A 21,681-nucleotide genomic window follows, 5' to 3' on the forward strand; every position below is an offset into this window, starting at 1 on the left:
AAAAACGAGGTTCATTTTTTGAATCTCGTTTTTTTGTTGATTTATTTTTTTAATTTAGATACCGACTTAATGCACAGGAAAAATACAACTAGTGCCAGAAGCAGAAAAACCGCTAAATTTAGTTTAAGTCCCTGCAATGTCCCGACTGCAAGTGCTGCATCCCCTTTTTGCGTCATCGTTAACAGCGACGCCGCAAGTGCCGTGCCAATTGCTCCCGAATAACTTTGAGCAGTCATATAAATGGCATTGCCGTCATCCACAACCGATTCTGGCAATTGAGCCAAACTTAATGTCATGATATTGCTGTAACTTAGCCCCAGGCCAATCATAAACATGACATACATCACAGCCAGCAAGATAACACTGGGAGTTAATATATTTGCCAAGCCAAATGTCAAGACAATAATCCCCGTCCCAACGATTATTGGCAACCTGTGACTAACGCGATCATAAATGAGGCCAGCAACCGCAGACAGCACTGCATCCACAAATGCTGCCGGCAAAACTAGCAGCCCGGTTGCAGCTGTTGATTCCTTAAATGCCAGTTGTAAAACATTCGGTATTAAGTAAGACATCGCCAGTGACAACAATTGCAGTAAAAAGAATGCACTTAAAAAGGTCACAAAGGTAGGACGTTTAAATAATGACAAATCCAGCAATTTAACTGCTTTACTTTGTTCATATTTGATAAACAACATCAAACTAATTACCGCAATAATTAGCAGCAGTAATTGCCATAACCAATTTGTACCGCTTGAAGTTACACTGACCACCAACAATAGTGTAGCTGTCAGTAAGACCGCCAATAATGCCCCGCCTTGCAGATCAAACGGCAAATGCTCCGGCTTTTTAACTTGAGTAATGCTAACCTCGCCCAGCAGCCATGTCAAAATGATTACTGGCATAATTAACCAAAACAGCTGGTGCCACGACCAATATTTTAGGACAAGACCGCCGTAGACTGGCCCCACGGCTGGCGCAAAGGCAATCACCAAGCTGCCAATGCCCATAAAGGTGCCGACAGCTTTTTTCGGAGCTTGCTCTAAAATAATTGAGAACATTAACGGCAGACAAAGACCATCCGCAATTCCTTCTAGCAGGCGGCCAAATAAGATCATTGGAAAGCCTGCTGCTAGACCCGCACAGCCTGTCCCGATGAGAAAGCTAACAACCGCCACGCGAAAAATGTTGAGTGCGCGAAAGCGGCGGCGCAAAAAGGAACCAAATGGAATCAAAATTGTCGCTACTAGCATATAGCCCGTTGTTAGCCATTGGACCGTGCTGGCAGACAAGCTGAACTCACGCATCAGCATTGGAAAGGCAATATTCAGTGAAGTTTCAATTACAATTCCTAAAAAACTAAGTAATCCAATTGCCACAATTGAAGTAACAAGTTTTTGCCGTTGCACTATTTGCTTTGCTCCAATAACTCGTCAAAACGCTTGAAAAACAGCTCCTTATTTGCCTCAGTAACCAGAGTGATTTCACGGCCATTAGGATCGTCTTCCATCCGTCCTTGTGCAATGCCTGAAGTAATGACGCGTACCTTACGTTGCTCAACTTTAGAAACAACTTCAGGATACAGAGCGCTAATCGTGGTCAATACATCCCAGAAATAAAGCTGGGCAGTTTGTACCGGCGGATTAACTAACAAGCTGTAACCCTGACCAACTAAATCCATTGCTGGATACTTGCGTAAACTTGCCCAGTGCATCCGCAGTTCATCAGTCAGTGGTAATTCCTCGCTGCTTTCAAGCCCCACAATCTGCATTGGAATGTGTGATGCAAGCACCCGGCTGACAGCCTGCGGGTCCCAATAGGCATTCCACTCCTGCGTGCCATCGGCATTAACCATCACGACATTGCCGTGACCATCAAGTGAGCCACCCATCCAGTAAAGCTTGGCAATTTTACCTTCAATTGTTGGGTCCTCATCTAGTGCTCTTGCTAAGTCTGTCAATGGTCCCGTCATAACTAAGGTAATCGGTTCAACTGCACTTTTTAGCTTAGAAATCATGTCCAAATGAGCTGGTAATTTTGCTTGCTTAGTGATCATCTTGCCGGATTCATTTAAAATTGGTAAATAATTAAAGGAATACGACGCTGTGCGCCATTCTTGCGGAAACTGGTTAACTGCTCGCGAGTCTGACTTGGCGACTTCTAACTTGTCACCACGCAGATTAAAGCGGTCAGTCATCTTCCGGCAAACTTCAACGGCAGGATCAACATAACCGTCGGCGTCAATCGCACCAACACCTAATAGCTGAATATCCGGTGCCTGCAACAACAATAAATATGAGACTAAATCGTCAATGTTGCCATCGTGGTTAAAATAAATTTGTTTCATAGTTTCTCCTTATTTTGACTTAATATAATTCTGCCCATCAGCAGCGGGTGCAACTGATTTACCAAAGAATAGCACCAGCACAACAATCGTGATTACGTATGGCGCAATCTGCATGTAAACAGCAGGAATATGGTTGAAAAACGGCAACTGGTTACCAATAATACTAATACTCTGGGCAAAGCCAAAGAACAATGATGCCAGCATTGCCCCAATTGGATTCCACTTACCAAAGATAACTGCTGCCAAGGCCATAAATCCTTGCCCAACGATCGTGGAAATAGAAAAGTTCCCAGAAATTGCTTCCGCAAAAATGGCGCCGCCAATACCACCAAGAAAACCGGAAATCAGAACACCAGCATACCGCAAACCATAAACATTAATGCCTAAGGTATCAGCAGCCTGCGGATTTTCGCCACAAGAGCGCAGACGTAAGCCGAAGCGCGTCTTATAGAGCAGCCACCACAGAATAATAGTTACAATAATTGCCGCCCAAGCCGGTGCAGACGTGTTTTTAAAGAAAATAGGCCCAAGCACCGGAATATTAGCCAAGCCTGGAAACGAAAAGTAGCCGAAACTTTGGTTAATGTTTGCCGTCTGTCCTTTATCATAGATTGCCTTAATCAAGAAAACGCCGAGTGGCGGCGCCATTAGATTAAGCACCGTACCACTAATAATATGGTCAGCATGAAAGTTAATTGTCGCTACCGCATGGAGCAGTGAAAAAATCAGCCCAACAATTCCGCCAACTAACGCACCTAACCACGGCGTTAGTTTGCCAAAACTGTCAGCAAAGGTCAGGTTAAAAACAATTGACGAAAAGGCACCCATAGTCATAATTCCTTCAAGTCCAATGTTAGTCACGCCAGAGTTTTCACTATAAACGCCGCCCAATGCGGTAAAAATCAGTGGTGCCGAATAGACAAAAGTCGATGACACTAGTAAAGATAAAATCGCTACCAAACTCATTATTTTTGTCCCCCGTTATCTGCTACGTTCACTTGAGTTTCTTTCTTAACAGCAATTGCTTCAGGAGCCTGCTTATTTTTAAACAAGCGCCCAATCACATACTGAATAGCAATAAAGAAAATGATTGCCGCAATGACAATCGAGACGATTTCATAAGGAATACCAGCAATCGTCTGCATCCCCAAGCCACCAATTTTCAAAATTGAGAATAGCAGTGCCGCCAGTAAAATTCCAATTGCAGTGCCACCACCAAGCAAGGCAACTGACAGACCATCCCAGCCAATGTCCAAACTTGTTGTCTGCGTAAAGTAGTTTTGGTAGGTTCCTAAACCTTGGATAACACCGCCAAGTCCGGCAAAGCCGCCTGATAATAGCATCGACAACATAATGTTCTTCTTAGTGGACATCCCAGCATAACGACTGGCATAGGGATTAGCCCCAACCGACCGAATTTCAAAACCCGTGGTTGTTTTCTTCATTAAGTACCAGTAGATGACAACTGCAATTAATGCTAAAAAAATCCCGGCATTAATCCGTGAATCACCAAAGAAGGAACTCAGCCAATCAATCTTTAAACTACCATTAGCCGCAATCGTCTTCGTTGTGTCCGTGTCGATCCGCAAACGACTCGACATAATCTGCTGCATCAAGTATTGACATGAATAAAGCACAATGTAGTTAAGCATAATTGTAGTGATAACTTCATTAGTCCCAAATTGAGCCCGCAACCAACCGGCAATCCCAGCAACAACTGCGCCGGCAATAATTCCGGCAATAATCGCTAACGGCAACAAGACAATTTTGGGTAAATTAGGATTAGCTAAAACCACCCAAATTGAAGCTAACCAGCCAGCCTGTGCTTGACCTGGTAACCCAATATTAAAAAAGCCGGCACTGGAAGCAATCGCAAAGCCAATCGCTGTAAAAATCAGCGGCGTTGCCTCCCGAATTGTTTCACCAATCCCATTCATGTTGCCCAAGGCACTGGCAAACATTGATGAATATGCCTGAATTGGATTGTAATTCCAAATTAACATAATTACTGCACCAATTAAAAACCCAGCAAGGATTGAAATAATTGGTACTAACATTCTTTTGGTTCTGGGCGTTACTTTAAGCAAGAGTAGTGCCTTCTTTCTTAACTCCGGTCATTAACAGGCCTAATTCTTCATCACTAGTTGCTTCTGGCTTAACTTCACCAGAAATATTGCCATCATGGAGCACAATAATTCGGTCAGATAACTGCATGATTTCGTCTAATTCATATGAAATTAGCAAAATTGCCTTACCCTTCGCCCGCTCCTGCAATAGCTGCTTGTGGATATATTCAATCGCACCAACATCTAATCCTCGCGTGGGTTGGAAAGCGATAATTAAATCACTATCACGGTCGAGCTCCCGCGCAATAATTACTTTTTGCTGGTTACCGCCAGACAAATCACTAACTGGTAAATTAATGCCAGTAGTCCGAATATCAAACTTTTCCACCAACTTTTGCGCATGTTGGTTGATAACATCACGGTGCAATAAGTGATGGCGAGAAAATGGCTGCTGATAATAATTCTGCAAGGCCAAATTATCGGCAACTGTAAATGGTAAGATTAGGCCATATTTTTGTCGGTCGGCAGGGATGTGCGCCACGCCACTTTCCGTAATCTTGCGCACCTTTTGGTTGGTCATGTCGCGACCATTAATCATAATTTTGCCAGCATTAACGTGACGCAAGCCAGTTAGCGCCTCAACTAATTCATCTTGACCATTACCATCAATTCCAGCAACACCCAGAATCTCGCCGCCGCGTAAGTTAAAAGTCACACCCTTAAGTGCCGCAACTCCTTGCTTGTTTTTAATTTGCAGGTTAGTTACATCAAGAATAGTCTTACCTAATTCCACTTCCGGCTTCGTTAGACGCATGTTAACGTGGCGGCCGACCATTAATTCGGCTAAATTATTGTCGGTAACATCGGCAACATTAAAGGTACCGACACTTTTACCAGCGCGAATAACGGTCACGCGGTCAGCTGCCCGCTTAATCTCCTCTAACTTGTGCGTGATTAAAATAATTGATTTGCCCTCTTTGGCAAGCTCTTTGATAATTTGAATAAATTCCGTAATTTCTTGCGGGGTCAAAACTGCCGTCGGTTCATCAAAAATCAAAATATCAGCACCACGGTACAACACCTTCAAGATTTCCACCCGTTGTTGTTGGGCCACAGTAATCTCGCCGACTTTTTTATTAGGGTCAACGTTCAAGCCGTAACGCTTAGATAATTCTTCAATTTGCGTTTGTGCTTTTTTCAAATCTAATTTTGGTCCCTTAGTTGTCTCGTGACCCAAAATAATATTTTCTAAAACCGTAAAGGAATTCATGAGCATAAAGTGCTGGTGGACCATCCCGATACCCAAGTTTTTGGCAACCGTTGGGTTTTTAACATTAACGCGGTGTCCCCGCACCAAAATTTCACCAGCTGTTGGCGCAAGTAGTCCTGATAAAATACTCATCAAGGTTGACTTGCCCGCACCATTTTCACCAAGTAGAGCCAGGATTTCCCCATGATGCAAGACCAGATTAATATCATCGTTAGCCTTAAAACCATTGAAATCCTTGACAATATGGCGCATCTCAATTACGTTCGTAACATTTTCCATTTTGCTTATTGAGTTCCTTTTTGTTAAAAAACTCTTTGCTTACCACAAAGAGTTTTCAATTATTAATTATTTAACCGTTTCATTAACCTTAATTTTTCCTGCGATTATCTGTGCCTTGGCCTTGTTGACTGCTGTCCAAGTCTTAGCAGACAAGTTGCCGCGTGTCAGGGAAACACCATCGCCCTTTAAGGTATAAACCAGGTGCTTACCACCAGGGAATTTACCATCATATGCATCATCAGCTAATGATTTTGATGCAACATCAAGTCCCTTTAAAACTGAAGTTAAAGTAAAGTTGGCCTTCTTGCCATCCTTAGTCTTGTAGTTACCCAAGTTAGCTTGGTCAACGTCAACACCCATTACCCAAACCTTTTGGTTAGCTGGACGTGTTTGGTTGCGGTCCTTAGCTTCTTGGAAGACACCATTACCGGCTGCACCTGCAGCTTGGAAAATAATATCGGTCTTGTTAGCGTACATTGATTGAGCCATCGATTTGGCTTTATCAGTTGAAGTAAAGTTACCAACATATTCGGTTGAAACCTTAATCTTCTTGTGCAATGCCTTAGAACCGTCTTGGACACCTTGCTTAAAACCAGCTTCAAACTTATCAATGATGCTTGATTTCGCACCACCGACAAAGCCAACCTTGTTCGTCTTAGTTGTATAAGCTGCTGCAATCCCGCCAAGATAGGAAGACTGGTTACTTTCAAAAGTAACAGAAGCAACATTCTTTTGTCCTGAAATCACATCATCAATAATGACGAAGTTCTTTTTAGGATTTTTCTTAGCTGCTGCTTTAACCGAATCAGTTAGCATGTAACCAACACCAATAATCGTTTGGTAACCAGACTTAGCAGCTTGGTTAAAGTTAGGTGTAAAGTCAGATGCACTGCTTGATTGGAAGTACTGGTAGCCTTTACCGCGAGTATATCCGTGCTCTTTGCCATAATCTTTAAAGCCTTGCCAAGCAGCTTGATTGAATGACTGGTCATCAACCCCGTTACTATCGGTAATTAAGGCAATGCTGCCCTTGCTGCTTTGAGAACCAGAACTCTGCTTTTTACCGGAACATGCACCTAAAACAAGACTAACTGATGCCACAACTGTTCCTAAAGCCAGAATATTCCTAAATTTACGCTTCAATTTTCTACCTCCTATAAATTTACGAACTATATATAATTATTTTATCTTAAAAATGTGCAAATTCAATAGAAATATTTTTTATTTTGGTATAAATTAGATTTATTCTAGCTAAAACACGAACTATTTAGCCGGGTGAATTGGCACCTTGATCTCGCCATTAATCACTTGCGTCCGCGCCTTTTGCGCGTTCTTCCAAGCAGTAGGACTAATCTGGCCACGTTTGATCGAGACACCGTTAGTCTTCAAACCGTAAACAAGGTGTTGACCACCAGGGAACTTGCCTTCATACGCACGATTAGCAATATCTTGGGTGGCGATATTGACGCCGGTAATTACTGAAGTCAGCACGAAGTTAGTCTTCTTACCATCTTTTGACTTGTAATTACCTAGATATGATTGGTCAACGTCAACCCCAATTGCCCAGACACGCTTAGAAGCTGGTCTGTTTTGGTTAATTGACTTTGCTTCTTGGAATAACCCATCACCAGTAGAACCTGATGCATGGAAGATAATATCGGCCTTTTTAGCGTACATTGATTGGGCAATCGCCTTACCCTTATCCGCACTGGTGAAGCTGCCTGCATATTGATTTAAAAGAGTTATCTTTTTATGCAGCTTTTTAGCTTCATCATTAACACCTTTGGTAAAGCCAGCGTCAAAGAGATCAATAATGTTACCGCGAACTCCACCGATAAACCCAATGACGTTGGTTTTGGTCTCAGAAGCGGCAACAACACCGGCTAGATATGCGGCCTGCTCACTTCTAAAGTTAGCCGAAGCAACATTCTTTTGACCGTTGATTACTTCATCGACGATAACGTAATTCTTCTTCGGGTTCTTCTTAGCCGCTGCACTGACAGCATCCTTTAAGTTATAGCCAATTCCAAAAATCGTTTGGTAACCTGCCTTGCTGGCTTGCTCAAAGTTAGGAACAAAGTCGGCATCACTACTTGATTGGAAATACTGATAGCCATTCTTGCCGCGCTGTAAATTATGTTGCTTCCCATACGCCTTGAAGCCATTCCAAGCTGACTGGTTAAACGAATTATCGTTAACTCCAGCTGCCGTTGTTACTAACGCAATGGAATGCTTAGCACTATCGCCTGTGTTGCCACTGCCACCCTGCTTTTTACCAGAACACGCTGTTAGCATCACACCAGCTGAAAAAATCAGTGCTGCTGTCGAACAAATTTTCTTAAACTTTATACTCATGTCATTACCTCTCAAACAATTCTTCCAGTTACTAAAATAACAACATTTAGTGGCTATGTCAAAGTCTACCCACAAGATAAAGTGTTGATTTATTGGGATTTGTCAATTGGTCTAGAACTCGCTCTAAGTCAATCACACCATAATTTTTGTATGCTTCAAAGCACAATTTGAAAATTTTTCTAAATTTGTCGACTTATGTAAAATTGACCAAAGAAAAAAGACGCTTTCGCGTCTATAAAAAATTATTTAGCTGAATTAACCACCTTGATTTGTCCAGTGATAATTCGCGTGCGTTGCTTTTGAACAGCGGCCCAAGTTGAGGAATTTAAATTGCCCTTGGTGATTGAAACGCCATTATCCTTCAAGCCATAGACTAAATGTTGACCGCCAGGGAACTTGCCTTTAGCAGCCGCATCAGCCAGTGTCTTAGTCGCAACGCCTAACCCCTTTAAAACCGAAGTCAAAGTAAAGTTATCTTTCTGACCATTTTTGGTTTTGTAATTACCCAAAGTTGCTTGGTCAACATCAACACCAATTACCCACACCTTTTGGGCTGCAGGTCGCGTTTGGTTGTAATCCTTAGCTTCTTGGAAAATGCCATTGCCGGCCGTTCCTGCTGCTTGATAAATAATGTCACATTTATCTGAATACAGCGATTGAGCGATTGCTTTTGCCTTATCTGTCGAGGTAAAGTTTCCAATATATTCAACATTTATTGTTATTTTTTTGTGCAGCTTTTTTGCACCAGCTTGAACACCTTGCCGAAAACCAGCCGCAAAGGAATTAATGATGCTTGATTTGGCACCACCAACAAAGCCAACCTTATTTGTCTTAGTCGTATAAGCTGCCGCGATCCCCGCTAAATATGAAGCCTCGTTACTTTTGAAGGTAACCGAAGCGACATTTTTCTGACCAGTAATCACATCGTCAATAATGACAAAATTCTTCTTGGGATTTTTCAGCGCTGCTGCTTTAACCGAGTCTTTTAGTGCATAACCAACACCAAAAATCGTTTGGTATCCCGAGCTAGCTGCTTGATTAAAGTTAGGTGTGTAATCTGCCGCACTATTTGATTGAAAATACTGGTAGCCACTGCCCCGCTTTAAATTGTGTTCCTTGCCAAAAGCTGTAAAACCAGCCCAAGCTGCCTGATTGAATGATTGGTCATCAACGCCGCTACTGTCAGTAATCAGAGCAATGCTGTTTTTCCTGTTTGTACCAGTCGCATTATCCTGCTTTTTACCTGAGCAAGCCGTCAGAACCACACTTATTCCAAGGACAATTACACTTAAGGATAACCATCGCTGCCATTTTTTCTTCATCCGTTATCCTCCTGAATTTTATTTTAAAGACTAATTTTTATTAAAAAATTCCACTATTTTTCCACTTACTTCTGGCGGCATTAAATCAATCTGTGGCAAGTTATTAACCTTTACCCAAGTTGGTAAATAGACATTGGTTGCACTTGCGCGTTCTGCTTCCTCGCCACTAATATCAGGTGTGGCTACTTGAGTTGATTCCGCATAGAAAAAGACCTCGCGCTCTTGCTCCTGCAAGACAAACAGCTGGTGCAACTCATCCGGTGTTAATACTATCTGTAATTCTTCACGTATTTCACGGATTGCTGTTTGAATAGGTGTTTCCTGTCCCTCAGCGCCACCACCGGGAACGACCCAATAATCGCGGCCATTCTTCAAGCGGTGAATTAGGAGCACGGCTTGCGATTGATGATTATAAATAACAACTCTCGCCCGCATTTTACACATCCCATTCTTGCATAAATTCGTTAACAAAATTACGCATATATTCTGTTCTAATATGTGCTTCTTTTTTGCCACCGGCAGTATTCATTAAATCTTCCAACTGAAATAATTTTTCGTAAAAGTGATTAATAGTTGTTTCCTGATGCTGACGATACTGATCATGACTAACTAGCTTTTGCGGTTTAATCGCTGGATCATAAATCAAATTGCCGTGCGCACCACCATAGGTAAAGGCACGAGCAATCCCGATTGCACCCAAGCTTTCAATGCGATCGGCATCTTGAACGTATTGTCCTGAAACTGGCAGTTGATAATGATGTTCAATATTTTGCGAAAACGACATGTGCTGCATGGTAAACAAAATATCCTTGATTTCTAAAGCTGTAAAGCCAACTTGCGGCAATAATTCTTTAATATTCGCCAGCACAACTTCTGGATCAACACAAATTTTTTCATCAATTGTATCGTGTAAATATCCCGCAGTTTCAATAATCGCCACCATACGACTATCTTGATGGGCACTGGGATTATCTTGCAAGTACATTTTTTTAGCTAAATGGGCCACCCGCCGACCATGATAAAAGTCGTGGCCTGTTTTTTCATCCTTAAGCTGCTGTTTGACAAAGTTGATTACTTCAGTTATATCCAATTTAATTTTCCTTTCTATTATTTAATACTATAATTCTAGCTTATTTAATTTTATAGACCAAGTATTTTCTTTATGAGTGAAACTATTTGTTGTGAGTTTTGAATTGCCTACTATTCATGCACATGCTATAATATCGTTGTAACTAAAAATAAGTCCTACTGACAATAGGACTTCTCTACGTAGAGCCGTCTTCAAAGGACGGTGGCTACTGGCTATATTTTTGACAATACGCCCTGTAACATTCCAAGTTATTAGTCAGGGCGTTTTTTGTTCGCAATTATTTCTTGCGATTGTCGATATATGTCAACAAATCAACGAGAAATGTAACTGATAGCAACACGATGCAATTGTTCCTAAGCAATTTGATAATTATCCATTGTGAACATTAAATTGCTTACCTCTAATGCACATGCTATAATATCGTTGTAACTAAAAAGAAGCCCTACTGACAATAGGACTTCTCTACGTAGAGCCGTCTTCAAAGGACGGTGGCTACTGAACGATGTTTAAATAAACAATTCGCCCTGTAACTGTCAAGTTAATTTCTCAGGGCGTTTTTTGTTCGCAATTATTTCTTGCGATTGTCGATATATGTCAACAAATCAACGAGAAATGTAACTGATAGCAACACAATCGTTGCTACTTCGTAACCACTCACAAGTGACTGACCTTTCTATTAAGAGATTGGAGTATTAGTCCAGTAAATGCCATAAGCATCATCTTCTTTCAAACGGTAGCCACCGCCCTTTTTAACTTTTCTACGTTTCTTAATTATAGCAAAATTATTTTTATATGAATATAGCTTTTATAAAATATTATTTTGACATAAAAAATAGCAGGCTTAAAGCCCGCCATTTCAACAACTGTTTCACTCCAAATTTTTTCTGGCACATAGCTAAAAACCGTGTGCCATTTTCAAGCCACTTCCCAGATTTGAACTGGGGACCTCCTCCTTACCACGGCGGTGCTCTACCTCCTGAGCTAAAGTGGCAATATCATTATACCAAAAAAGCATTCGTTCGCAGCGAATGCTTTTAAAGAATTATTTCTTTAATTGCTTTACATTTTTAGTTAATGCATCAAAGTAATCTTTATCCACTCTTGTTACTTCATGATGCTTGTCCTGATACTTTTTAAACTCATTATCAACTTTTTCATTTGCACTTTTACGGCTAATTTTCCCTTTAATGGCACCATGTTGAGTGGTCATCAACTGATAGTTGACAACCACTTTCTCATCAAGTTCTCTATCAGCTAAAATTGACTTAATATGCTTACTAATATTTTGCTTTGAAGTCTGAAATAATTCAGCAATCTCCAACTGTGATAGCCAAACCATATGATTACGTAAATGTAGCTCAATTTTAGTTTTACCATCTTCAGTATTGTACATGATTACATCATTAGCCATGCTTGACCTCCCTTTATTACACAAAAAAGCATCTCTTAAACTGGAGATGCCTTATTTTTATTCAGATTATATTTTAATCTACAAATTTAACTGCTGTGCCATAAGCAACAACCGATTGCATATCGCTGGCAATTGAACTGGAATCAAAACGCATCATCACAACCGCATCTGCACCCTTTTCAGCAGCTGCTTGGCGCAATCGCTCTAAAGCCTGTGTACGAGACTCCTCTAGCATTTTAGTATAACTACGGATCTCACCACCAACCATTGATTTTAAGCCAGCACCGAAATCTTTAAGCATATTTTTAGACTGTGTGGTTAAGCCAAAGACCTCACCTAAAACCTCATACTTTTTACCAGGGATCTGCTCTGTCGTTGTTACCAAAACTTGTTCTGTATTCATTATTATTCTCCTTATATTATTCGCTAACTAAGCACTCTTCAATTATACATTATCAGATTATAATTATCATTATAAAAACAGGTATCCCTATCACTAGGAATACCTGTTTTATTATTTAATTGTAACTAATGTATACTTCTTTTTACCCTTGCGCACAATGACGTATTTGCCATCAAATGCCTTGCCTGGGTCAACATCAAAGTCAACAGATTGTTCACGATCACCATTAATATAGATCGCGCCATTCTTGATGTCTTCACGTGCCTGACGCTTGGAATCCTCAACCTTGGTTTCAACCAAGAAGTCAACAATATTTTTAACATTGCTGTCTGCTTGAGCAGCTGGGGCACTCTTTAAACCTTCTTCAATTTGCTTAACAGATAAGTTCTTGATGTCGCCGGAAAATAGAGCGTCCGTAATCATCTGGGCTTCTTTTAAGCCAGCCTCACCATGAACAAACTTGGTTACTTCTTCAGCCAACTTCTTCTGTGCAGCCCGCTTCCACGGCTCCTTCTTAGTTGCTTCTTCTAAAGCATCAATTTCTTCATGGCTTAGGAAAGTAAAGTACTTCAAGTATTTCACAACATCGCGGTCATCTTGATTAATCCAGAATTGGTAAAATTCGTAAGGGCTAGTCTTTTCTGGGTCAAGCCAAACAGCACCACCAGCTGACTTACCAAACTTGGTACCATCGGCTTTTAGCATCAATGGAATGGTCAGACCAAAGGCTTGTCTGTCTGGGCCTTGCAACTTATGAATTAAATCAATTCCGGCCGTAATATTGCCCCACTGATCGCTACCACCGATTTGCATTTGGACACCATGATTTTTGTTCAACTCGTTAAAGTCAATCGCTTGCAAAATCTGGTAAGAAAATTCGGTAAAGGAAATCCCATTTTCTAATCTGCTGGCAACAACATCCTTATTAAGCATGTTATTAACTTGGAAATGCTTCCCGTAATCACGCAAAAAGTCAATTAAGGTCAGCTTGTCCAGCCATTCAGCATTATTGACGATTTCGAAGTTCTCTGTACCAAACAATTTTTCCATTTGCTTAGTTAAAGCTACTTCATTTTGGTGTAACTTTTCGGCACTCAATAATGTCCGCTCTGATTTACGGCCTGATGGGTCACCAATTGTTCCCGTACCACCACCGATAACGATTACTGGATGGTAACCAGCAAGCTGAAATCTCTTCAAAATCATGAAGGGAATTAAGTGGCCAATATGCAAGGAATCACCAGTTGGGTCAGTACCACAGTACAAGGCTAAGTCATCATGCTCTTTTAAGTATTTACGTAAACCTTCTTCGTCAGTCTCTTGATTAATAGCACCACGCCATTTTAAATCTTCTAAAATATCAAAGTTTGCCATTTATATTCCTCCAACAAAAAACGCCCCTAGATTCAATTCGAATCTAGGGACGACTAAATTACTTTTTTAGCCGTGGTACCACCCACGTTTACGCCAATTGCAGCGTCTTATTTGGTCTTTACGGGAACCACCCAACTCGTATTTCGTCACCCTCGACCTGTCTAGCTCACACCAACCGCTAGTTCTCTGATCGCTGAATCGAGGTGCTACTTCACTATGATAAATGAATAATACTAATTTTTTATTAATTAGTCAACATTATTTTTTAATTATTTGTAAAAGCCTTTAGCCTTTAAGCCGTATGCCTTACCAGAAGTCATATCATACTGAACCATTTCATAATCGGCAAGCAATTCTTGTTGCTTCTTAGTCAACGTCTTTGGATCAACCATTTCACCTTTACGGTTAACTAAGTTGAAGCCCTTATCACCAGCAAAGTTGATTGTAATTGCTGGCAACTTCTTATGAACTTCTGTTAGCAATGCTTGATATGGCGTGACCTTTGAGTCAGTCTGTTGCAACATCATGGCAATAAAGTCACTACTATTAACATAGCTATTTGCCTTAGTCGACAACTTCATCTTGGCACCATGTTCACGGGCATACTTATTCGAGTAAATAAAGTAGCGCGTTGAATGCATTTGCACTGGATACTTCGCTGTGTAACTTTGTGACAAAATACTTGGATAGTGGTCACCATAGAAGACCAGAGTGACTGGCTTCTTAAGTTTATCAATTTGCTTAATAAACTTCTTAACTGCCTTATCGGTATACTGTGTTCCCTTGACGTAAGTTGCCATCTGTTCACGATCTGCGGCAGTCTTGAACAAGTCACCGGTAATCTTACCCATATATTCGTTGTTTGGATACCAATTATTGTATGGCATATGGTTCTGAATTGAAATCAGGTTGATGAACTGACCACCCTTGCGTGCATTAATTTGACGCAAACCATTAGCATAAGTAGTGAAATCAGAGTTGTAACTGCTGTGACCTAATTTCTTCTGGTCAATAACCTTGTAACCTGAACCTAGATAAACAAACTTATTAAACTTGAAAATCCGATAGTCACCAATTCTTGAATAGTAACTACCAATAAACGGGTGAATAGCAGATTTATAATCAAAGTTCATCCCAATTGTTGGGTAGAACTTGTGATTTGGCACAATTTGCACGTATGGTGTTAGCGTCGACTTAAACATCCCCATGTTCAAACCTGTCAACGTTTCCCATTCCATGTTGGCTGTACCACCACCATAACCAGCACTAAGCATCGAGCCATAAGTTGAACGGCTCTTCATTGATTGAATGAACTTAACTGGATTTGGCACATCCCGATCAAATTTAATTGTTGGGAAGGTATATGGATCAACAAAACTTTCACTCAGGTTAAAGACAATCGTTTGCTTACTAATGTCATTCTTCCGCGTCTTATTAATCTTAGCCGCAACCTTGGCATACTTTTGATCTAAGTGATTAATTGTTGTTGCTGAATAGCCACTTGGCTGATCCATAATCTGCAAGTCAATATAATTCAAGAAGTTCAGCAGTGGCCCGTTAACCTGAATATCACGTTCAGGATTACGGAATTTTTGATGATTATCAAAGCCAAGATTAATGTAATAAATAAAGCCATCATCGTGATTAAACCGCAGAGGTGTTAAGAACAATAACAAGCTGAGCAGTGCCCAAATCCCACGCCGCTTCCATGAGCCACGCTTCTTAATTGGATACTTTTTCTCTAAAAAGACATCCAGAATAATTATTACTACCAGAGCAATCAAAATGGCAATTACCAAATTCTTGCCCACCATTGGCAGTAAAGTCTTCCAGTTAACGATTTCACTGATTTCAGTTGGATAAATTGGCTCGCCGCGCAAGTTCATCTTAATCTTATTGGCAACAGCCCAGCCAAGCACGATGATGCTGACCAGCATGTTAGACGTCCAGTACCGCGTGGTAATGAAGTAAATGATTGAGAACATGGCATCTAAGAAGATGGTTGTTAAAACAATCGCAAAGAACTTCGTTCCCAAAAGATAAACAATTGCATTAATGTTTTTGGCTGTACTAATTTGAATTCGTAAATTATCGGATTCAATTAAGAAAGACGCAAAACTTAAAATGTAGAACCAAGCCCACGTTAACAGGTTAACGCGGTTAGTAACAATCCATTTAGTAACGTGGCTTAGTGCGGTTGCACAGACATTAGCCAAGTTAGTTTCATGATTGAGATAATCAATCACCTGTGCAAATGGGTGCCACTTAAATAAGTAGCGGTCCAAGATAAAGTACCAACCCCAAGCAATCAACATCATCAACACAATCATGATGAGCTTATTAATTGTTGAAGAATTGGTAAACAGAAAGACCTTCATAAATTTAGCTGAAATCGGCGCATCCATGAAGATAATTACTGGAATAAAGTAGCGCATTTCGCGTGCACTAAAGGTCACAATTACATTTTTGAAAAGCAAAAAAGCAGCTGCAACCATTAAGAACATAAATGGTGAGGAAGGATTATTCAAAAACTCTCTGTTCCAATCGCCACCATTACCGGCAATTAACTGTGACCAATAAACGGCGTCAAATCCCGGAACACCAATTAAAACGACAAAGAAAGAAACAATGCCGACAAGTAGAGACAGTCCCAACATTTTTTTGCTAATTTTGACATTAGCTAGGAACATCCCCCAGGCAAAGAACAAAATCAAATACAAGCCGTAAATCGAGTATTGGAAAGATAAATTACCAGCACTTAAAGCAAAACCTAATACCGTTAAGATGCTCAACACTAGCAGGTTTTGCTTGTCACTTAACTGATGCTGTAAATCATATAGATATGGCTGAGCCAATAAACTAAAAATTAACCCGGCAAACAAAACTGACGTGCTGGTAATAACTGGAAAGAGCATTCCCCACACGCGCCACATATTAAAGTGGCTTGGTGAAATAATAAAAAACAACAGGTAATAAATAATTAATGTTGCTGTTCCAAGCAGCCAATACCTAAAGCTTTCGCTTGCACGTTGCTTTTTCTTACTGTAAACAGCGCCAAAGACCATTGGTACAATCATTATTGTCGCGTGGTACAACATGTTCGGCATAAACCGAATAAATGAAAAGTGCGCTCTTGAAGCAATACCTTTCAAGTTAAACATTTGTACTAGCATGAAGAAAGTCGCAACTAGCAGACAGATAATCTGCACAGTCTTTAACGTTTTTTTATTTTTATTCATGTTTCTAGTATCTATCCTCACTAAAAATTGATTTTATCTATTGTACCTTTATACCCAACTTTTTCTTAATTGAGTATAAAACGTCAACCTTTTTACCTTTACCTGCAAAAAAGTCCCGAAGATCATGCCTAAACTTAAACACCATAATTAGTCCAATTACTAATAGGATGATCCCAACTTCGCTAATCTTCGTCATTTCATAACAAGCAAACAAAAAGATAAAGATTAGCGGCGGCACCGTTAAGTTCTTCATGATAATCATTAAAACTAAAGCAATTAGTAAGGTAACAATACCTGCTGGAAAATCATAGATTAAAGCAAATAATCCAGCTACGGCAACACCCTTGCCACCCTTAAACTTATTTAAAACTGGGAAACAATGCCCCAAAATCAAGCCTAAGCCTGCATAAGCCAAGTTAACGCGTCCGGGGAAAAAGTTAGCAACTAACAGCAGTGCCACGGCGGTTTTTAAAAAATCACCTAAGCAAGTAATGATGCCCCATTTTTTGCCAAAAACAGCACCAACATTAGCTGTCCCGGGATTACCAGAACCAACCTTAGTTGGATCTTGGTGAAAGACAAACCGCCCCAGCAGCATTGCACCAAGCAAATTTCCCAGTACATAACCAATTAAAATTGACCACAAGCGTGCCATTAATTATCATCTTCCTCCTGTGAATTTTGCTCTTGATAATCCTGATAAATAGTATAATCCTGCGTGGCTGGATCAGAAAAGTCAAAACCCCCAGCAGTATTACGCTTATTCTGATAAGTCTCATTATTGCTGATTGGCATTAAGGTTAGCCCCAGTTCGCCACGCAAAAAGTCAGAAACCCGTTGCAGTTCCTTAGTTGATTGCACTTGATAAGAAGCATCAGCAATCGTTGCGTTGTGCCCGTGGAGATAGTCATTTTTAACATTCTTCGTTGAGCCACGGTAATTAAGCGCGATTTCTTCAAGAGCTTTAAACGGCAAATTAGTCTTAACATTGCCAGAGATTGACGTTAAGACAGAATCCAGCTTAGTTAATGTGCTAATCGAAACAGCCTTTTTAATCAAAGTCGTAATCACCTGACGCTGCCTCTTTTGCCGGCCGTAGTCTCCTTGCGGGTCATCATAGCGCATCCGCGAATATGCCAGTGCACCGCCACCACCCATGTGGGTTAATTGATTTTTCTTAAAAATATAGCCGCCGTATTCAAAACTAAGCGTCGGCCGGACGTTAATCCCGCCAACATAGCGAATAAGACGCATAATTCCCTTCATATTAACCAAGGCATAGTACTTAATTGGCACATTAATTAGCTGCGAAACACTAGCCATTGTCATTTTAGCGCCGCCAATACCATAGGCCGCGTTAATCTTCTCAACCTGAAATTGCTGGGCACCAACCATCTGTGCCATTGTATCACGCGGAACCGACATCAGTGTGTACCGTTTCTTCTGCGGATTAACAACCGCTAGAATAATTGTATCCGTATTACCAACTTTTTCAGTTCGGTCAAGTGCTCCCGTATCGGTTCCAAGTAGTAAAACAGCAAACTTTTTCTTACCGTTAAATTCGCCTTTTTTAATTTGTACTTGGTTATTACTGTCGTACGTATTATCAACCGCTGTCTTGGTTCGATAATAAACATATGCCGAATAAGCAGCTGCTGCAACAGCAGCAACCGCAACAATACTTATTAACCAAGCCCAAACTTGTCGCCGCCGATGATAATCTTTGGCATGCAATTCTACCCGACTCTTGCTCGGGCGATTATCGTTATGATCCATTTTCTTACCCAAATATTAATTAACAATGAGTGTATTATAGCAAAAAAAGCAAACCGATGCTGGTTTGCTCGCAACTTCTTATTAAAATCATTACCATCTTTAGCTAAGCGCTAAAGTCAGCTGGAACTCGTTATTACTATCTCCTGCTAGTAAACTCTTAGCAATTGAAGCAACTACCTGCTGGCCTTTAACTGCTAAAGCAAAATTGGCAGAATTTAACTTAATAGTTGCCTCTTGGTTAGTTAATTCAACTTCGTTGACACTTTCCTTAACTGTCCAGCCAGCAATTACCGGCAAAACAAAGGACAAGGAAAATGGCATTTCTTTGTGTGAGTTGTTTTTTAAATAGCATTTAAGATCAATGTGGTTGCCTTCAAGTGCATAAGTCAAAATCATCTCAAAATGATACGGAAACTTCTTATAGCTTGCCGCATCATCAATCAAAGCCAAACTAACACGCGCGTCTCCCTTATCAACAACGGTCCAAGGTAAGAGCTCTGCCAAGTTTTCACCTTGATTCGCATCTGAAAAGACAACCGACAACTTCTCCTGCGCAGCATCTTGCTTGAAATAGTTACGCTGATTACTAAGATTTTCCAAACTAAGCATCTGGGCGCCATTTTCATCAATTGCAACACGCAAAAGAGAATTTTCAATTGTTTGCATAGTTCACTCCAAACTTTCTCCCAGATAAAAATAGCACTTTAACACTACTTCTGTCAATTATTGCCTTAAAACCAGGCTTTTTAATCAAATAAATACCTTGATTAAACCAAGATTACATTATAATGGAAGAAAAAATAATTTTTGGGTAAAAAATGGCTTATTTTCAAGAAATTATTGCCCAAATCAATGGCAATCTTGCGTTTTATATAATATAATAATCGTGTTCCCAAGAATTATAAGTTAGTTTTTGGAACAAGTTAATAAAAGAGCACTCCATTAGGAGTGCTTTTTTATATTTCGTAATTAATCCGGTCGCGTGACGCCTCGGTCAAATCAGCCGAAACCGGCGCAACAAATGAGCCGTCATCAGCCAGTTCAATCTCAGTAATCGTGGTGCTCTTGGGCAGCACTGCCTTATCATACAACCGACTAGCCAAAGTATCGGCAGCCATCTTCATTGATTCGCGCAGACCCTCGCCTTCAGTAATTGCTCCTTTGACATCAGGAAAACTAATTACATAGACATCATCACCAAGTGGTTTAAAAATTGCCGGATAAGTTACTATTCTATGAGCCATTAACTAATCCCTCCGTCCTATATAGTATTACTTAATATCATAATATACCTAAACTGCATGTTTGCCGCATGAATTTGCAAATTATTTTAAATTATTTATCATATTGCTCATTATTAACATAAGAATTATAATTAGTGAAGAAATACACATTAATAAATATTTTTTTGTGGAGGAATTATATTATGAAGATTGTGATTGCCGGCTCTGGTGCAATGGGCCTGAGATTTGGCTTGCTACTTAAGCGTGGCGGTAATGATGTTACTCTAATTGATGGCTGGGACAAAAACATTGCCGCCGTTAGAGAAAACGGGGTTAAAGCTGATGTAAATGGGCAAACTTTGAGTGCCAAAATGCCAATTTATAAACAAGATGAAGTTGCTCAAAAAATCACCAATGCTGACCTCATCATTGTTTTCACCAAGTCAATGGCTCTAGACTCAATGCTCACCAGTATTAAACCAGTAATCGGAGCCAACACTTATATCCTTTGCCTGCTCAATGGTTTAGGACATGAGGAAGTACTCGAAAAATACGTGGCAGAAGACCATATCATTATGGGTGTTACCATGAATGCCGCAAGCATGCCCGCTCCCGGCGAGACCAAGTTTGATGGTAATGGACAAACAGAATTACAGTGTCTAAGTGCCAGTGGTCAACAAGAAGTTCAAAAAGTTGTTGATGTCTTTAATGAATCCAAGATTGATTCCGTTTATAGTGAAAACGTGCTGTACTCAATTTGGCGTAAAGCCTGCGTCAACGGCGTAGTCAACTCTGTTTGTGCCTTATTAGAGGGAACAACCGTTGATTTTGGTCATGCTAAGAATGCCGACGCAATCACCCGCACCATTGTTGATGAATTTGCTGACGTTGCCGAACGCGAAGGTATCTACCTTGACCGCAAGGAAGTGGTTGAACACGTTGAAAGCACATGGACAATGGACCACTACCCGTCAATGTATCAGGACTTGGTAGTCAACCACCGCCCAACAGAAATCGACTACATTAACGGTGCTGTTTGGCGTAAGGGACAAAAATACGGCGTTGCTACACCATATTGTGCCTGCATTACCAACTTGGTTCATGCTAAGGAAGGCATGCTAAACGTTAAATAATTTTTATCAAAGTAAAAAGCTTCGCAATTCGGATTTGAATTACGGAGCTTTTTTAAGTGTGTTTATGTTAGGAAAATTGTGTATATATGTAAGAGAAATTTATTTTGCTTCTAAGTCAAAGTTGGTCTTGCCCAAGCCTGTCCAACGGACATAAGCTTGAGTCAAAGCAGTTGCTGATGGATAATCATGACCATCAAATTCGCTGATAATTTGACCTAGTTTAACTGACTTGTAATTAGATAATCGTAAATCAATGTTTGCAGCTTCCTTAACTAATTCATCTTTAGTGATTGGGAAGAAGTTAATCATGCCGCGCTTGCTGTTTTCAAGCATTTCGCGGTAACTTTGTGCAAAGTAATGTGCATCGTATTGTGCAACAACGTATTCTGCCAT

19 protein-coding genes, 1 tRNA gene and 1 pseudogene are annotated in these 21,681 nt (G+C 40.4%); 1 reads left to right on the forward strand and 20 read right to left on the reverse strand.

The features are described from left to right. Positions 1-41: 41 nt before the first annotated feature. From OZX63_RS07815 to OZX63_RS07905, 19 genes and pseudogenes are all read right to left on the reverse strand, one after another. Complete coding sequence (locus OZX63_RS07815; protein ID WP_277142936.1) at positions 42-1,409, reverse strand: MFS transporter; 1,368 nt, start codon at positions 1,407-1,409, stop codon at positions 42-44. Then, positions 1,409-2,347: a nucleoside hydrolase gene (locus OZX63_RS07820; protein WP_277142938.1), complete on the reverse strand. Its 939-nt coding sequence runs from the start codon at positions 2,345-2,347 to the stop codon at positions 1,409-1,411. The genes OZX63_RS07815 and OZX63_RS07820 overlap by 1 nt, the downstream gene beginning before the upstream one ends. A gap of 9 nt (positions 2,348-2,356) precedes the next feature. Beyond that, complete coding sequence (locus OZX63_RS07825) at positions 2,357-3,313, reverse strand: ABC transporter permease (RefSeq protein ID WP_277142940.1); 957 nt, start codon at positions 3,311-3,313, stop codon at positions 2,357-2,359. After that, positions 3,313-4,434 (reverse strand): ABC transporter permease, encoded by a 1,122-nt coding sequence (locus OZX63_RS07830; RefSeq protein ID WP_277142942.1) that lies wholly within the window; start codon positions 4,432-4,434, stop codon positions 3,313-3,315. The genes OZX63_RS07825 and OZX63_RS07830 overlap by 1 nt, the downstream gene beginning before the upstream one ends. Continuing rightward, positions 4,427-5,962: an ABC transporter ATP-binding protein gene (locus OZX63_RS07835; protein WP_277142944.1), complete on the reverse strand. Its 1,536-nt coding sequence runs from the start codon at positions 5,960-5,962 to the stop codon at positions 4,427-4,429. The genes OZX63_RS07830 and OZX63_RS07835 overlap by 8 nt, the downstream gene beginning before the upstream one ends. 66 nt (positions 5,963-6,028) lie before the next feature. Next, complete coding sequence (locus OZX63_RS07840; RefSeq protein WP_277142945.1) at positions 6,029-7,105, reverse strand: BMP family protein; 1,077 nt, start codon at positions 7,103-7,105, stop codon at positions 6,029-6,031. Between the two features lie 120 nt (positions 7,106-7,225). Beyond that, positions 7,226-8,317: a BMP family protein gene (locus OZX63_RS07845; RefSeq protein ID WP_277142947.1), complete on the reverse strand. Its 1,092-nt coding sequence runs from the start codon at positions 8,315-8,317 to the stop codon at positions 7,226-7,228. Between the two features lie 242 nt (positions 8,318-8,559). After that, positions 8,560-9,639, reverse strand: a complete 1,080-nt coding sequence (locus OZX63_RS07850) for a BMP family ABC transporter substrate-binding protein (protein ID WP_277142949.1) — start codon at positions 9,637-9,639, stop codon at positions 8,560-8,562. Between the two features lie 30 nt (positions 9,640-9,669). After that, positions 9,670-10,074, reverse strand: a complete 405-nt coding sequence (locus tag OZX63_RS07855; protein ID WP_277142951.1) for an NUDIX domain-containing protein — start codon at positions 10,072-10,074, stop codon at positions 9,670-9,672. Position 10,075: 1 nt separating this feature from the next. Next, on the reverse strand, positions 10,076-10,729 hold the full coding sequence (locus tag OZX63_RS07860) for an HD domain-containing protein (RefSeq protein ID WP_277142953.1): 654 nt from the start codon (positions 10,727-10,729) through the stop codon (positions 10,076-10,078). A 918-nt stretch (positions 10,730-11,647) separates the two neighbouring features. Next, positions 11,648-11,720 (reverse strand) — tRNA-Thr (locus OZX63_RS07865). A 219-nt stretch (positions 11,721-11,939) separates the two neighbouring features. Then, a pseudogene (locus OZX63_RS07870) lies at positions 11,940-12,140 on the reverse strand (DNA-binding protein); the annotation flags it as partial. Positions 12,141-12,213: 73 nt separating this feature from the next. Beyond that, positions 12,214-12,543 carry a heavy metal-binding domain-containing protein gene (locus OZX63_RS07875; protein WP_277142955.1) on the reverse strand — a complete coding sequence of 110 codons (330 nt, stop codon included), beginning with the start codon at positions 12,541-12,543 and terminating at the stop codon, positions 12,214-12,216. A 111-nt stretch (positions 12,544-12,654) separates the two neighbouring features. After that, entirely contained in the window at positions 12,655-13,917 is a 1,263-nt protein-coding gene (gene tyrS, locus OZX63_RS07880) for a tyrosine--tRNA ligase (protein ID WP_277142957.1), read from the reverse strand. A gap of 269 nt (positions 13,918-14,186) precedes the next feature. Further along, a complete protein-coding gene (locus OZX63_RS07885; RefSeq protein ID WP_277142958.1) occupies positions 14,187-17,156 on the reverse strand; it encodes an LTA synthase family protein in 2,970 nt (989 codons plus the stop codon). A 37-nt stretch (positions 17,157-17,193) separates the two neighbouring features. Continuing rightward, complete coding sequence (locus tag OZX63_RS07890; RefSeq protein WP_277142960.1) at positions 17,194-17,811, reverse strand: glycerol-3-phosphate acyltransferase; 618 nt, start codon at positions 17,809-17,811, stop codon at positions 17,194-17,196. Then, complete coding sequence (locus tag OZX63_RS07895; protein ID WP_277142962.1) at positions 17,811-18,932, reverse strand: LCP family protein; 1,122 nt, start codon at positions 18,930-18,932, stop codon at positions 17,811-17,813. The genes OZX63_RS07890 and OZX63_RS07895 overlap by 1 nt, the downstream gene beginning before the upstream one ends. Positions 18,933-19,031: 99 nt before the next feature. Beyond that, positions 19,032-19,598 (reverse strand): aldose epimerase, encoded by a 567-nt coding sequence (locus OZX63_RS07900; RefSeq protein WP_277142964.1) that lies wholly within the window; start codon positions 19,596-19,598, stop codon positions 19,032-19,034. Positions 19,599-19,888: 290 nt separating this feature from the next. After that, positions 19,889-20,176, reverse strand: coding sequence for a type II toxin-antitoxin system HicB family antitoxin (locus tag OZX63_RS07905; RefSeq protein WP_277142966.1), 288 nt, complete (start codon positions 20,174-20,176; stop codon positions 19,889-19,891). A gap of 182 nt (positions 20,177-20,358) precedes the next feature. Here OZX63_RS07905 and OZX63_RS07910 point away from each other — a divergent pair, with 182 nt between their 5' ends. Further along, positions 20,359-21,288: a 2-dehydropantoate 2-reductase gene (locus OZX63_RS07910; RefSeq protein ID WP_277142968.1), complete on the forward strand. Its 930-nt coding sequence runs from the start codon at positions 20,359-20,361 to the stop codon at positions 21,286-21,288. Positions 21,289-21,387: 99 nt separating this feature from the next. Here the strand turns inward: OZX63_RS07910 and OZX63_RS07915 are convergent, their stop codons facing one another. Next, complete coding sequence (locus OZX63_RS07915; protein ID WP_277132011.1) at positions 21,388-21,681, reverse strand: hypothetical protein; 294 nt, start codon at positions 21,679-21,681, stop codon at positions 21,388-21,390.

This window comes from Lactobacillus sp. ESL0700, assembly GCF_029392095.1.
Taxonomy (GTDB): domain Bacteria; phylum Bacillota; class Bacilli; order Lactobacillales; family Lactobacillaceae; genus Lactobacillus.